Consider the following 14,435-nt stretch of genomic DNA (forward strand, 5'->3'; position numbering starts at 1 on the left):
TTTAATTCACTGCGTTTACGGCAACTGCTATTTGATAAAGTATTTGGGTAAAATCTTTTACAGATTGCATTGTTTTAGCCTCTACCCTTGGCAATACGATAATTTGGTCGCCTTTTTGAATGCGTTTGCCACTATCACCGGCATCAAAAAACTCTGACAAGCCATTGGCATGAACAACCACAATATCTTCGTAGTTAGCGCGCACCGAATAACCACCTGCCCATGCGATGTAATCTTCTATAGTAGCACCTTCGCTATAAACAACCGCTTGTGGCATCAATACTTCACCACCAACTTGAACCAAATCAGTTTTAGAAGGAATAACAATTTTATCGCCTTGCTCTAGCACAATATTAGCGACTTTACCTTTATCAGCCACAATAACCTTTCCCTGTGGCATAGTATTGCGAGCGCGTTCGATATACTGAGATATTAATGTTGCTTCTTGTGTGCGTATAGAAGCTTCCCCTGTTGAAGAAGCGGGCGCGGCATAAACTGATTGTTCAAGTCTATCTAAAGACCTGTCTAGCATTTCCTTCTGCTTTAAAGCGACGCTTTGCCTTAATATGTAAATCGAAGAAACATCGGCCAATTCAGGCTCCACTTCGATATGATCAAGTAAGTCATATAACTTTGTTTGTTTCTTAACCGCATAGTACGACGGACCAAGATATGCCCCAAGCACTTCAATGTCATATATTTGCGCGTGAAGGTCGTCATTAAAATACAGCTTGTCACCATTTTCTAGCGTATAATTTGCAAACTCATCAATCGGTAAGTAAACAGAGAAAGGGCCAGATTTTCTGCTACCAGCAACCGCGACGTGGCTAGTTTTTGATAAAGGTTTTACAATGCTGAGCAACTCCAAACCATTAACTTGCTCTTTTAAAAATTCAAATCGAAAGGGATTTTTAACACCTCCCGTGACATTAACCACAGCGGATTGACTATTGACTAAAATCACATCTTTATCTTTAAAGCTAAACGGCTCTAAGTACCCGAATTGAATAAATTTGTACAAATCGATAGCGTGTATCACTTCGCCATTTCGCAATACTTCTATATTCCTATAGCTGCCTCTTTCAGAATCGATACCACCAGCACGCTTTAGAAAATACAATAAACTGTCCGATGCCATGCCAGCATATTGCCCTGGACGAACCGCATAACCTGTCACATAAACAGATACGGGTGTCGCGGTTAATAAATTAACGTAAACTTCTACATTATTGCGATATATAGCTTTAATCTTTTGTGACACTAAATTATTGATGTTGCTTGCAGGCACATCCGCGACTTTTATAGGTCCTATATTGGGAATAAAAATATTACCTTGGTTATCCACTGTTGCTACATCTGAAAAGCTAACAGCACCCCACATCCAGATGGACAACTTGTCGCCGGCCGCAACCAGGTAATTGTCATTAAGCCCATCAATACGTTCTGTTTCATAACCACCAGCAAAAATATTGGCTCCAAATGGAGGTGCAAGACCATCTTCTGGCAAAGGCAATAAATCCCGAATGTTTGCTTCACCTGGTAAAAGCAAACCATTACGGTTTTCTAACTGTAATTGACCTTTGGTTTCCGGTCCCGAAGATAATTGTGACTGTAACTGCAGTAAATCGTCAGTTGATTGCCCCTTAGAAGACGCCACTGACGGAATGCTGTTAACTAACCCGGAAGGCTGCAGCGACTGCTGATTTTGATATTGTCTAAGCAATTCTTCTTGGGACTGTATGGCAAAAGATGAACACGACAAAACCGCAGTGATAAAGAAAAGAAATAGTTGTTTAGTCATTGCTATCTCCGCTAGAAAATAAAGGCGCTTGCTTGCCGTGCTTTACAATATCTGGGCTTAAGACCCAAAAAGTACTTTGTTTTTCCTCGCCTTTACCATTGGATTCTTTCTTGCAAGCTATACGTTTTTTATTAGAGCTACCTTCTACTATGTAAAGCTCACGGCATAATTCTAGTCGAGCAGACGTATAAAGTCGTCCTAGGTATATCTTCTTTTTGTGTATTTCAACGAACGTTTCAGATGATTGCCCCAAAAGAAAGTCATTGAATTTAGATGGGATTGCACTTGCTTGCTGCGAAGGAGTATCCTTAACAAGTGGTTTAGATGAAGTAAGCACAGGCGGGGTACCTGTGCAACCGGATATAACGACAAGAGCGCAAAGCGCTATTACTTTTTTTACGACACGCATGATTACTATAAAGAAAATTATTTTTATTAATCTTTGTTTACACTAAAACTAACATATTTTAGCGCACGACTGTACAAAATAAAAATAAGGATGAACGAAGAAACCATCAAGCTATCGTGGATTTGATAGATATGACCAATAATTCCTATAGAAGACATCACGACCGCCACAACGGACAGAATAAATAACGTTTGTTTCGCAGTATAGCCAGACCTTAATAAAATGTGATGAATGTGGTCTCTGTCCGGTTTAAAAGGTGAATTACCCTTTTTAACTCGACGGATAACTATAGCCAACATATCCATTAAAGGAAGCGCGGTTATCCATAAAGCAGTAACTGGACTAAAGGACGCATTTTCACCTTGAGTGCCTTTAGCAAGCAACCAAATCACGCTCAGACCAATAAACATGCTTCCTGCGTCACCCATGTATATTTTATTTCTGTCTTTTCTGGAAACGCCCAGATTAAATGCAAGATAAGGGACAATTGCAAACGAGATAATCAGTGGAAAATTGATATCTGATGTTTCACCCGACAGCAGCAGCAACAGCGTTATAGAAAGCAATGTATTTAGCGACAGCATCCCTAACAAACCATCAATACCATCAATCATGTTGAATGCATTGATTAGCACAAGAATAGCAAAATAAGTGAAGAATACGCCAAGTAGTCCAATATCTATTGAACCTAACCTGAACAAATCTCCTAAATTGGAAATATAGGTACCAACACCAAAAATTAAAATACTGGCAATCAAAATTTGACCAACAATACGAACTCGAACGCTGAGGTCATATTTATCATCTAAAATACCGATAAAAACCATCATGCCAGAGGCAATCAAATACATACGCAGTTCTTGCGTATCTGGCAACCAAATTGAAGAAGAGACCAATACGCCAATGAATATAGAAATACCGCCGATAAGCGGAATGTTACCAATGTGATTCTTACGGGATCCTGGGCGGTCAACTAACCCGACATCATAAGCAATAGGCTGTAGGGCTTTTAATGCTAAAAAAGCCAATAGTAGAGAAGTTAGTAATTGAGGCAAATAGTAAGTCGCTGCTAACATTGCTAACCTCTATTAAACATGCTGAAAAAAACGTGCTTGCAACTTTGCAAATCTAACGCAGTAGTGGAAATCGAATTCATAAATCCCTTTAAAGTAACATTTTTTTTACAAGATACAGTGGTTACTTTTCAATCAAATATTTTCCATGATTGTGTCGAATAATAGACGCTAGCCCCCTAAATTTCAAGTAAATTAATTTAATCTATGAGGAAATACGGAAATAGTCGTATTCCTGTAAAAACTATTACACTTTAGTGTTATTTTAGAGTTACGGCACTATATATGCCGAAACAATATACAATTCTTTGGAATTAGTGCTTTACGAAAATTGTATACAAAAATGGGCAAACACTTGCGTTTACTGCAACACAAAGGTATAACTCCCGCTAGCTAAATTTATCTAGCAATAATAAATAATCTTCTCTTAAAAGTTTTCGACACAATAAAAAACAATACTAGAAAACATTAGGTAGTTAATTACAGGAATATTTTATGAGTACACCTCAAGCAGGATCTGATGGCTTTTTCGGTCACCCGTCTGGATTAAAAACATTATTCTTTACTGAAATGTGGGAAAGAATGAGTTACTACGGCATGCGTATGTTACTTGTTCTATTTATGACCGCCACATTGCAGGAAGGCGGATTAGGCCTAACAGTAGCATCTGCTGCTGCTATATACGGTTTATACACAGCGAGTGTATATTTCATGGGCTTGCCTGGAGGTTGGATTTCTGATCGTTTAATCGGCGGACAAAAAGCAGTTTGGTACGGTGGTATTATCATCATGATCGGCCATATAGTGCTTGCAATCCCAAGCGAATATAGCTTTTTCATCGGATTGATATTAGTAATCTTAGGTACTGGTCTTTTGAAACCTAACATTGGTGCAATGGTAGGTATGATGTATTCCGACGAAGACAAGCGCCGTGATAGTGGATACGCAATTTACTACATGGGTATCAACATCGGTTCTATCATTGGTTACATTGTTTGTGGTTACTTAATGGAAAACCAAGGCTGGCATTACGCTTTCGGCGCTGCTGCAGTTGGTATGGCAATTGGTTTAATTGCTTATAAGAAAACACTACCAGACTTAAATGGTGTAGCGGAAAAACCAGCAAATCCAATGACGCCGAAAGGTCAGAAAATTAGTTGGTCAGTTATCGTCGCATTCCTTGTAGTGCTTACTATTACTGCTGGTTTAGTAATGACGGGAACAGTAGTAGTTGATCCTATTACTATCGCTGAATATGTTGCAGTAGGCTTTACCCTAATTTTTGTGCTTTACTATGCCGCTATATTCTTTTTAGGTGAGCTTAATGGCAGCGAAAAGAAACGTTTATTAGCCCTACTTCTTGTTTGTATCGCCTCTGCATGTTTTTGGTCTGGCTTTGAACAAGCTGGTTCATCGCTAAATTTATTCGCAAGAGACTATACTGACCGCATGATTGGTAGCTTTGAAGTACCAACAGGTTGGTTCCAATCGCTAAACTCTTTCTTCATTATCTTACTATCACCATTTTTTGCTGCTTTATGGATTAACATTGGTAAGCGCTTCGTTAGCCCTGGATATGGTATTAAGGCAGCCTTTGGTTTAATTATTATGGGTAGTGGCTTTATCGTAATGTTTTTTGCAGCTCAATACGCTGCAGCAGGCATGAAGGTTGCGCCATATTGGTTAGTCGCAGTTTACTTCTTACATACAGTAGGTGAGCTTTGCTTAAGCCCTGTTGCGTTGAGTGCGGTAAGTAAACTAGCGCCGCGTCGCTTCGCTGGTCAAATGATGGGTGTGTTTGTTTTAACCTACTCAATCGGCAATATTATCTCAGGGTTGCTAGCAGGTAACTTCGATCCAAATAATGTAGAACAAATTCCAAACCTATACGCACAAATTACTGTGTTTAGTATTGTTATATTATTGATAAGTTTAAAAAGTCGTTTCTGGGAAACCGTTACCGAAGAAGAAAATAAGGAAAAAGCTGCTGCAAATGCATAGCCTTTAACTTACAAACTTTCTTAAAAGGTAAAACAGCAATGTTTTACCTTTTTTTATGCGTTAAAAACAATTGCTATCTTTACTATTGTTTACCTATGTTAAATTCGCGACACTAAATTGACGCATTCAATGTAATCATAACCATGACAACTAGAACTGTAATACGCAAACAAGTGCGCACAAAGCGAAAAGCACTATCGAATACCGAGCAACATGATGCATCTTTAGCGGTGTGTAACATGTTAATTGAAAAGGACGTTATTCAGCGAGCCGATACGATAGCGCTATATCTTGCAAGCGATGGTGAACTAGATTTATCGCCATTCATTAACTGGTGTTGGCAACAAGGTAAAACATTGTACCTTCCTGTTATCCATCCCTTTAGTAAAGGCTACCTTTTGTTTTTAGCGTTTCGTAAAAATGAACAACTTGTCAACAACAAGTACGGCATCAAAGAGCCTAAATTGAGTGTGTGCAATGTATTACCGATGGAATCGCTCGATGTCATGCTTACGCCTTTGGTCGCATTTGACGATAAAGGCAATCGTTTAGGTATGGGCGGTGGCTATTACGACCGAACGCTACAGCAATGGCATTACGGCGGTTTACCTCAGTTGTCTGTCGTCGGAGTTGCTCATGATTGTCAGCTCGTTGAGCACGTGCCTATCGACAGTTGGGATATTCCAATTCCAACAATCATAACGCCTTCTAAGGTATTTCAATTTAACCAATAATAAACGTTTATTAATCAATTTAAGGCTTGTTATAATCTGCTTTTTCTGCTGCGAGAACGCCAATATGAACCAAGATGAATTAAAGAAACAAGTAGCGCTTAAAGCCGTTGAGTATGTCGAAGATGACGCTATTTTAGGTGTAGGTACTGGCTCTACTGTTAATCACTTTATTGATGCGCTTGCACCAATAGCGCATAAGATTAAAGGCGCGGTTTCAAGCTCAGAAGAATCAACGAAACGACTAAAAGCCATAGGCATTGATATTTATGACTTAAATGAAGTCGATTTACTGGATGTGTATGTTGATGGTGCAGACGAAATTACTGAGCACATGGCTATGATTAAAGGCGGTGGTGCAGCTTTGACTCGCGAGAAAATTGTCGCAGCTGTGGCAAAACAATTTGTTTGTATAGCTGACCAAACAAAACGTGTAGATGTCTTGGGTAAGTTCCCTTTGCCTGTTGAAGTTATTCCTATGGCTAGAAGCTACGTTGCAAGAGAGCTAGTGAAACTCGGCGGAGATCCTGTCTATCGCGAAGGTGTAGTGACAGATAATGGCAATGTAATCCTAGATGTGCATAACCTTACAATCCTTGACCCAAAGCAACTAGAATCACAAATTAATGCCATTGTCGGTGTCGTAACAAATGGTTTATTCGCGCACAGAGGCGCTGACACATTGCTACTTGCAAGCGAAAATGGCACGCAAAAATTCGGCGTCTAAATTGTATACAAAAATAACACTTTAGAGTTTTAGCACTATATGTTAGTTTAGATATCTAGCCATCTAAATAAATTTGAGACTTGGACATGACAACCCAATCTTTAGCAAAAGAAAAAATTAAAATCCTTCTGTTAGAAGGTGTACACCAAAGCGCGGTAGAAGAACTTAAAGCAAAGGGGTACAGCAATATTGAGTACCATAAATCTTCGTTAGCTGAAGAAGATTTAAAAGCGAAAATTAAAGATGTCCATTTTATTGGTATTCGCTCTCGCACAAACCTAACGGAAGACGTGTTGTCTCATGCTAAAAAATTAGTGGCAATCGGTTGTTTTTGTATTGGTACAAACCAAGTAGACTTAGCTGCAGCGAAGAAGCTAGGTGTACCCGTATTCAATGCGCCATTTTCAAATACTCGCTCGGTAGCAGAGCTAGTGTTAGGTGAAGCGTTGTTGCTACTACGTGGCATCCCAGAGAAAAATGCACAGGCGCACAAAGGTATTTGGAACAAATCAGCTGCTGGTTCGGTAGAAGCAAGAGGTAAAACCCTTGGTATCGTCGGTTATGGCCATATCGGTACACAGCTAGGTATTCTGGCCGAAACCTTAGGCATGAAAGTTAAGTTTTACGACATTGAAACAAAACTACCACTTGGTAATGCACAGCCAGTTCAAACATTAAATGCCCTGCTTGCCGAATCAGATGTTGTTAGCTTGCACGTACCAGAAACACCGCAAACGCAAAACATGATGGCAGCTGAGCAGTTTGCTGCAATGAAAGACGGCGCAATTTTTATCAACGCGTCTCGTGGCACTGTTGTAGACATTGATGCGCTAGCAGCTGCCGTAGAATCGAAAAAACTAGGTGGCGCTGCCATCGACGTATTCCCTGTTGAACCAAAGAGCAATGACGAAGAGTTTGTTTCTCCATTACGCGAGTTCGACAATGTGATTTTAACGCCACACATTGGCGGTAGTACGAAAGAAGCCCAAGAAAACATTGGCCTAGAAGTGGCGAGTAAGCTAGCTAAATATTCAGATAATGGCTCTACTCTATCTGCAGTTAACTTCCCTGAAGTGTCATTGCCAGAGCATACGCAAGCAAGCCGACTATTGCATATACATAAAAACCAACCTGGTGTGTTAACGCAAATAAACCAAATTTTTGCCGAGCTTAACATCAACATCGCCGCGCAATATCTACAAACCGATGACGAAATTGGTTATGTAGTTATCGATATCGATGCTGACTCAAGCAAAGCAGCACTCGCTGAATTAAAACAAATTGACGGTACAATTCGCGCTCGCGTTTTGCACTAAACAGCAGACCCCTTTACTCAAAAAAGGCGCATCTAGCGCCTTTTTTTATGCCTACTACATGAACATATGGGGTCAGAACATGTTCTGACCCCAGCCGATAAATACTTAGAATAAATTTCACGTTATTTAGTTAAGTTGCTGAATGAATTGAATAGTTGATAATTAAATGGATAAATTTGGGGTCAGAACATGATCTGACCCCAAATATTTTTAAAAACAAAAAAAGGCGCTTTATGCGCCTTTAACTACTTACTTTAGGCATATTGCCTATAGCTTTTAATGATGTAGTTCTTTAATGCAAAAACACGAAATACATAATCAACCAAGCCATCGCGCCAGCAAGAATATCATCTAGCATGATACCCAAACCGCCATGTACTTTTTTATCTAGCAGGCTAATAGGCCAAGGTTTTAGGATATCGAAAATCCTAAACAGTACGAAGCCTAAAGCAACAGATTGCCATGTTATTGGCATCATAAACATAGTCACCATAAGGCCAGCAATTTCATCCCATACAATTGCACCATGGTCGTGAACGCCTACATCACGCGCCGTTTTGCCACACAAATAGACGCCAAATACGATGGCTACAGACATCACTGCGGCATACTCTAACGCAGGTAGATAGGCCATTAGCAAAACCAGTGGAATAGCAGCTAATGTGCCAAAGGTTCCTGGCGCTTTAGGTGCTAATCCACTACCAAAGCCTAACGCTAGAAAATGGACAGGATCTGATAGCTTAAAATTAACTTTGGTTGATTTATTCATTGCTAGCAAAGTGCTGGTAGCCTTGAATATCTATTGCTACCGGTTTGTTATTCATGGTTGTTGTTATTTTACCCGAAGCGTTCGTTTGACCAATGCAAGAAAAAGGAATGTTGGCATTAGAAAGCGCGGTTTCTGCGGCCACTTTGTTGGATTCAGATACGGCAAACAACAATTCATAGTCGTCACCACCATTGAGCGCTAGTGAATAGGCTTTGTCTTGTGGAAGGTAGTGACTAATAGCCGCGTGCATGGGCATATCATCAAGCACAATATTGGCTCCAACCGATGACGCATTGCAAATATGGGTTAGATCAGCCAAAACCCCATCGGAGATATCGATTGCCGCGCTGGCATAATCTTTAATGATCTGTCCCGCTAATACGCGAGGAGATGGGTGATTTAACCGCTCAAATACGGCTTCTTTGTCTTCTTGTGACAATGTTAGTCGACCATAGTGTTGCTCGAGCGCAAGCGCTGCACCGCCAACATTACCAGTAACATACAACCAATCGCCTCTGGACGCGCCGCTGCGAGTTAAGAACTTGTCTTTATTAACGCTACCTTGTGCTGTTGTCGTAATGGTTAGAGGGCCTTGTGTGGTATCACCACCTACTAATTGCACGTTGTAGTATTCGCAAAGTTCAAACAAGCCTTCACAAAACTCTTCAATCCATGACTGCTCTACACGCGGAAGTGAAATAGCTAAAGATATCCAAAGCGGCTCGGCCCCCATAGAAGCTAAGTCCGATAAACTAACAGCTACGGCTTTATGTCCAATAGCTCTCGCAGGCGTATCTTCAGGGAAGTGTGTACCTGCAACGAGAGTATCGGTAGTGATTGCTATTTGCTTGTTTTCAGGGGCAGATAAGATGGCACAATCATCTCCAACGCCCAATGCAACGTCTTTACGTTTAACCAGTTGCTTCGCAAAATAGGTTTTGATCAGATCAAATTCTTTCATGACAAGCACTAGGCGCCAGGGCGTACTACCTTCACAGCCTTATCTAATACGCCATTAACGAACTTATGGCTATCATCAGCAGCAAAACTTTTTGCCAACTCAATAGCTTCATTAATAACAACACGATATGGCACATCTAAACATTCGCTTAATTCATATACAGCAACGCGAAGGATAGACTTTTCAACCAAATCAATATCTTCAAACGGACGATCAACATATGGCTTGATGGCCTCATCAAGCGAAGACATATTGCTATTAACGCCTTTAAACAGCTTTTGAAAATATTCAATGTCGAAACGACGTTTTGCGTTCTCAGTCAAAAAATGAGTTTCAACGTCTAACACGCTGTTGTTACTCATTTGCCAAGAATATACGGCTTGAACGGCAAGTTCTCTTGCTTTTCTACGCGGTGATGGTTTCACGCTTAATACCTATTAAAGTTGCTCTAGTACATTAACCATTTCAAGCGCGCTCAATGCCGCTTCACCACCTTTATTACCAGCTTTAGTGCCAGCACGTTCGATAGCTTGTTCAATGGTATCAGTTGTAATTACACCAAATGCTACTGGTGTATCGAATTCCATGGCAACCTGTGCAAGGCCTTTGTTACACTCGCCAGCAACAAAATCAAAATGTGGTGTACCGCCGCGAATAACAGCGCCAATAGCAATGATTGCGTCGAAATCGCCTTTAGAGGCAACACGTTTTGCTGCAACAGGAAGTTCATACGCACCAGGAACACGAATTACGGTAATGTCAGCATCGTTTACAGCGCCATGACGTTTCAACGCGTCAACTGCACCCTCTAACAAACTCTCTACAATAAAGCTGTTAAAGCGAGAAACAACAATAGCAAATTTCTTGCCTGTAGCGACAAAGTTACCTTCAATTACGTTCATTTAAATATCCCAGTGGAAAAAAGTGGCGCAATTCTACCAAAAACAAAGCATTTATACCAACATATTAGCGGTCGCTAAGTTTTGCGCTCTATTGAATAAAATAATAGTAGATCAAGGGATTAAAGTTTTCCGCAGAAGACTGGCAAAAAAGAAGAAGAATTAGATAAAGTGCAATAAAAAAAGCGCCATTTTAGGCGCTTTTATTTAAATATTTTTTACATCGATGAGGTTTTTAGCTTTCTCTTTTTGTGCCGCTTTCTTTTCTCTTTCTAAGCGTTTTTCACATGGGTTATCGCAGTCGCAAGCCTTTTCAATACCCATTGTAGATAAGCCACCACAACTACCCGCTAAACTTTTTTGCTGAAATATATAGCCCACGGCCATAGCCGCGACAACAACAATAAAAAAACCAAATGTAATAAGAAAAATTGTCATATTAAATTCCAGCAAATTATGCCCGATGAATAAAGCGGCGCTATTCTACCTATTTTTGCGCGACAACTCCAATGGCAAAGTCACGAAATTGTAACGCTACTTAAGGTATTGCATGAACGACTTTGTCACAATTTCTTCAAAGCCAGTGTCAGTTTTGACAATCATCAAAGCGGCAAGTTCATGCTCTTCTGCAAAGGCCAAACCAAGTTCTGGCCCCATCACCATTATAGCAGTCGACAAGCCATCCGAAATCATCGACGACGGATGGATAACCGTCACTGACACCAAACGATGTTCAATAGGATACGCAGTATCTGGATCTATGATGTGAGAATAACGCTTTCCATCAACTTCAATATAGTTGCGATAATCACCTGAGGTAGCGACTGAGTTATTTTTAGGTACGATGATTTGATGGACTGCACGCTCTGTTGTAACCGGCTTTTCTATTGCCACATGCCAAAGCTCACCTGTCGCTTTAAATCCGCTCAAACGCATTTCACCGCCGACCTCTACTAAATAGTCAGTAATGCCTTCAGCTTCTATTAACATGGCAACGACATCAACACCCCACCCTTTCGCAATGGTTGATAAATCAATGTAGATATCCGGTTGCGTTTTACTTAGTCCTTGCTCGGTTAGCACCACTTTGTTGTAACCGACACGCTCCCTGGCAATACTAATGTCTTGTTCTGAAGGAACTCGCTCAGGCTGTAAATCAGGTCCAAACCCCCATAAATTTACCAACGGGCCAACCGTAATATCTAACTTGCCATTAGTTTGTTCAGCGATTTTTAGCGCTTCGGTTAATACTGTGCGAAAGCCTGCTGAAATAGCCACAGGTTGCTTACCTTGAGACTGATTAAAGCGCGTTATTTCAGAATCTTGTTGATAAGTAGACATTTCATCATTAACTTGCACCAAAGCCGCATCAATCTTCGTTTGCAACGCTGCTGAGTCAAAGTCATTGTCGACGATAACTTTTACGTTATAGGTTGTACCCATGGTATATCCTTGCAAGTGCAATTCCTGTTTTTTAGGAATGCCCTGCCCAGGAAAACAACCTGCAAGAAAACACAGTAATATGACAAAAGTAAAACGTCTCAACATCAATCAACAACCTAGCAAAAATTTAATCGCGCTATTCTACCAATAAAACCGCCGCTATCACATGCAAAAATGCGCATTGAACTATTGTTTAATCGGTAAACGCGTAAGAGAAATCCAAGCCGACATAACTACAATAAATGCGCTCTGGTCTAAATTTGCTAAAACGCCCCTGTCCGCTTCTCCAATCATCAGTTTTTGTAAGGGTAACTAAGATATCTGAATCTAGATACTGACTAGTCAGTTGCATTTTTTTTGAAGCATTTTGACAAAATGCAGCAACAGCCTTAACAAATTTGTCGTCAGCAAACACATCTGAATCAACACTCAAGGGTTTAGTTGTCACTTTCGGCGTTTTTTTCCAATCGGCAAATTGCGCGCTTAATGTCGACTCGTTCAGAAACATTGAATCGCCACGCGTTAAGTAATGGACACTCACGTTATTGTTTTGCTTACCCTCAACAACAAAAACACCGGCTTGCCCAACTATATTCATACTAATTGGTGAATCTTCCTGCCACGACACCACTAATGCTGTTGCCTCATCAACACCAAAAGCAAATGGGACGGCGGTATCCTGCACTAATCGGACTAATCGGCCTTGTCTGCCGCGTTCTGAAAAATGAGTGTCCATTATCCCCCATTGAAACAAGCCAATCCCGCCAGAAGATTTGTAGGTTAGATCATCGTTTAACACATCATTTTTACATGCGTTTGCCTTTTGACATCCTGCGCTAGGCAGCACATTGGCTTTAGCGCCACGCACCAGGGCATTTTCACTTCTACCGTTAGTGATCATTGGTAACGATAATGCTTCATTACCAGACATTACAGCGGTACCGGCACTAGTGCCTCCCACGATTAACTTATTACTATTCATTTGCGTACGAATAGCTTTTAACACTGCATTGTCTTTACCATCGTTATTTTTAAAGGTAGCTGCGGTAAGTGATTGATCACCACCGTTAATAAACAACCCATCTGCGTCTTGTATCAGCTCAACAAAAGCTTGTTGGTTTGCGCACATTTTTTGCTGCTGCATAAAATGATCAGGATATATCTGCGCTCTTTTTAGGGTATTTAATGCGCTTGCTTGAAACTGCGCTAACTGCTGACACTGCCCACTGTTTTGCCATAACGTATTTAACGCTTTATCAATCGGTAACCATTGCGTTGTAGCGCCCGCTTGTTCAAACACTGAGGTATAAAAATCAACGGCTTCATAAGGATCTCTTGCTGATGCGGTAACAACTAATACAACCGGCTTTTCTCTTTGTTTTTGCTTGGCTTTTTGTTTGGCTAGTGAAACAAATTCATAAAAGATTTCCTGAGAAAATTCATTCTTTGACAATGAAAGCTGCACGACCTCTTTCATGCGAGTGCCATCTTCCAAAAATAACCCCACCTCTAAAGCATCCAGCATCAGGTAGAATTCTTTGTCAGCCAATGCATTAACTGTTTTGCGGCCATTATTGTCTAGCCACAATTCCCGTAGTTGCGTATAGGAAAGGTTTTTTCTATTTTTTCGCGCAATACGTTTAAGTAGACGCTCTAAATCACGCCTTTGCTGAGGCAAATGATCTGGCGACCAGTGCGAGAAAAGCAATGCTATATTTTCATTGGATAAACGATATAGGGGGGATTTTTTACTATCAGCAACAACGAAATCAGATCGCTGACAATGTTTAAGTGACATTGATGAGCAGGTATTTAAACCACCACCTACAAGAAAAAGCTTTGCGTCTTGATTAACATTTTTGCCCCAAGAAAGGCAGGAAATTAGTAATAATATCGACAAGATAGCGGATTTTAACAGCATTTTTTGTCCTTTGTTTTATTGATAAGTTAGTTTTTTTCTTGCATCAAAGTGTTGACAAGAAAATTCAACCAGAGTATTTCTAAAAATAAGACAACAAAAACACTGCTTGCGCCAACAAGCACTTTTTTAAACCCAAGATGAACAACACACTGTTTTTCATCGATGAGATAAGAACCTTTATATATGTACAAGAAAGCTTTCTCGCTATCAACATATTCTTATCAAAACTACTACCTTTCGGAGTGGTTTGACGAATAAATCGTAATACAAGTTATTGTATTTGCGAACGTTTGTCATTCGCCATCAAAACCCAATAAAAAATATAAATTGATTTGTCACGTCGCTGCGACTGTGCGCGCATGTCCGTCGTGCTTTGGAAGGATT

14 protein-coding genes are annotated in these 14,435 nt (G+C 40.4%); 4 read left to right on the forward strand and 10 right to left on the reverse strand.

Annotated features, from left to right (window positions below; translation table 11 throughout):
• Position 1: 1 nt before the first annotated feature.
• The 3 genes from QUD85_RS11545 to wecA form a co-directional block, all read right to left on the reverse strand.
• On the reverse strand, positions 2–1,801 hold the full coding sequence (locus tag QUD85_RS11545) for a polysaccharide biosynthesis/export family protein (protein WP_093326961.1): 1,800 nt from the start codon (positions 1,799–1,801) through the stop codon (positions 2–4).
• Entirely contained in the window at positions 1,794–2,138 is a 345-nt protein-coding gene (locus QUD85_RS11550; RefSeq protein WP_143047898.1) for a hypothetical protein, read from the reverse strand. Before QUD85_RS11550 ends, QUD85_RS11545 begins: the two co-directional genes overlap by 8 nt.
• 98 nt (positions 2,139–2,236) lie before the next feature.
• The gene (gene wecA, locus QUD85_RS11555; protein ID WP_093326957.1) at positions 2,237–3,286 is read right to left on the reverse strand and encodes a UDP-N-acetylglucosamine--undecaprenyl-phosphate N-acetylglucosaminephosphotransferase; all 1,050 of its coding nucleotides are present in this window, start codon (positions 3,284–3,286) and stop codon (positions 2,237–2,239) included.
• 492 nt (positions 3,287–3,778) lie between these two features.
• Here wecA and QUD85_RS11560 point away from each other — a divergent pair, with 492 nt between their 5' ends.
• From QUD85_RS11560 to serA, 4 genes are all read left to right on the forward strand, one after another.
• On the forward strand, positions 3,779–5,284 hold the full coding sequence (locus QUD85_RS11560) for a peptide MFS transporter (protein ID WP_093326955.1): 1,506 nt from the start codon (positions 3,779–3,781) through the stop codon (positions 5,282–5,284).
• Positions 5,285–5,427: 143 nt separating this feature from the next.
• Positions 5,428–6,018: a 5-formyltetrahydrofolate cyclo-ligase gene (locus QUD85_RS11565; RefSeq protein WP_093326954.1), complete on the forward strand. Its 591-nt coding sequence runs from the start codon at positions 5,428–5,430 to the stop codon at positions 6,016–6,018.
• A gap of 64 nt (positions 6,019–6,082) precedes the next feature.
• On the forward strand, positions 6,083–6,742 hold the full coding sequence (gene rpiA / locus QUD85_RS11570) for a ribose-5-phosphate isomerase RpiA (protein WP_093326952.1): 660 nt from the start codon (positions 6,083–6,085) through the stop codon (positions 6,740–6,742).
• An 86-nt stretch (positions 6,743–6,828) separates the two neighbouring features.
• Entirely contained in the window at positions 6,829–8,058 is a 1,230-nt protein-coding gene (gene serA, locus QUD85_RS11575; RefSeq protein ID WP_093326950.1) for a phosphoglycerate dehydrogenase, read from the forward strand.
• A 292-nt stretch (positions 8,059–8,350) separates the two neighbouring features.
• On the opposite strand, the gene QUD85_RS11580 is transcribed toward serA, so the two are convergent.
• The 7 genes from QUD85_RS11580 to QUD85_RS11610 all read right to left on the reverse strand — a co-directional run bounded on the left by QUD85_RS11580 (position 8,351) and on the right by QUD85_RS11610 (position 14,051).
• A complete protein-coding gene (locus QUD85_RS11580) occupies positions 8,351–8,827 on the reverse strand; it encodes a phosphatidylglycerophosphatase A family protein (RefSeq protein ID WP_093326948.1) in 477 nt (158 codons plus the stop codon).
• Positions 8,820–9,788, reverse strand: coding sequence for a thiamine-phosphate kinase (thiL, locus tag QUD85_RS11585; RefSeq protein ID WP_093326946.1), 969 nt, complete (start codon positions 9,786–9,788; stop codon positions 8,820–8,822). Before thiL ends, QUD85_RS11580 begins: the two co-directional genes overlap by 8 nt.
• An 8-nt stretch (positions 9,789–9,796) precedes the next feature.
• A complete protein-coding gene (nusB, locus tag QUD85_RS11590; protein ID WP_093326944.1) occupies positions 9,797–10,213 on the reverse strand; it encodes a transcription antitermination factor NusB in 417 nt (138 codons plus the stop codon).
• Positions 10,214–10,225: 12 nt separating this feature from the next.
• On the reverse strand, positions 10,226–10,690 hold the full coding sequence (gene ribH / locus QUD85_RS11595) for a 6,7-dimethyl-8-ribityllumazine synthase (protein WP_093326943.1): 465 nt from the start codon (positions 10,688–10,690) through the stop codon (positions 10,226–10,228).
• 204 nt (positions 10,691–10,894) lie between these two features.
• Positions 10,895–11,125 carry a (Na+)-NQR maturation NqrM gene (gene nqrM / locus QUD85_RS11600; protein WP_093326941.1) on the reverse strand — a complete coding sequence of 77 codons (231 nt, stop codon included), beginning with the start codon at positions 11,123–11,125 and terminating at the stop codon, positions 10,895–10,897.
• Positions 11,126–11,221: 96 nt separating this feature from the next.
• Positions 11,222–12,235, reverse strand: coding sequence for an FAD:protein FMN transferase (locus QUD85_RS11605; protein WP_093326940.1), 1,014 nt, complete (start codon positions 12,233–12,235; stop codon positions 11,222–11,224).
• Positions 12,236–12,323: 88 nt separating this feature from the next.
• Positions 12,324–14,051 carry a cyanophycinase gene (locus QUD85_RS11610; RefSeq protein WP_093326938.1) on the reverse strand — a complete coding sequence of 576 codons (1,728 nt, stop codon included), beginning with the start codon at positions 14,049–14,051 and terminating at the stop codon, positions 12,324–12,326.
• Positions 14,052–14,435 lie beyond the last annotated feature (384 nt).

The organism is Thalassotalea agarivorans, from assembly GCF_030295955.1.
GTDB lineage: Bacteria > Pseudomonadota > Gammaproteobacteria > Enterobacterales > Alteromonadaceae > Thalassotalea_D > Thalassotalea_D agarivorans.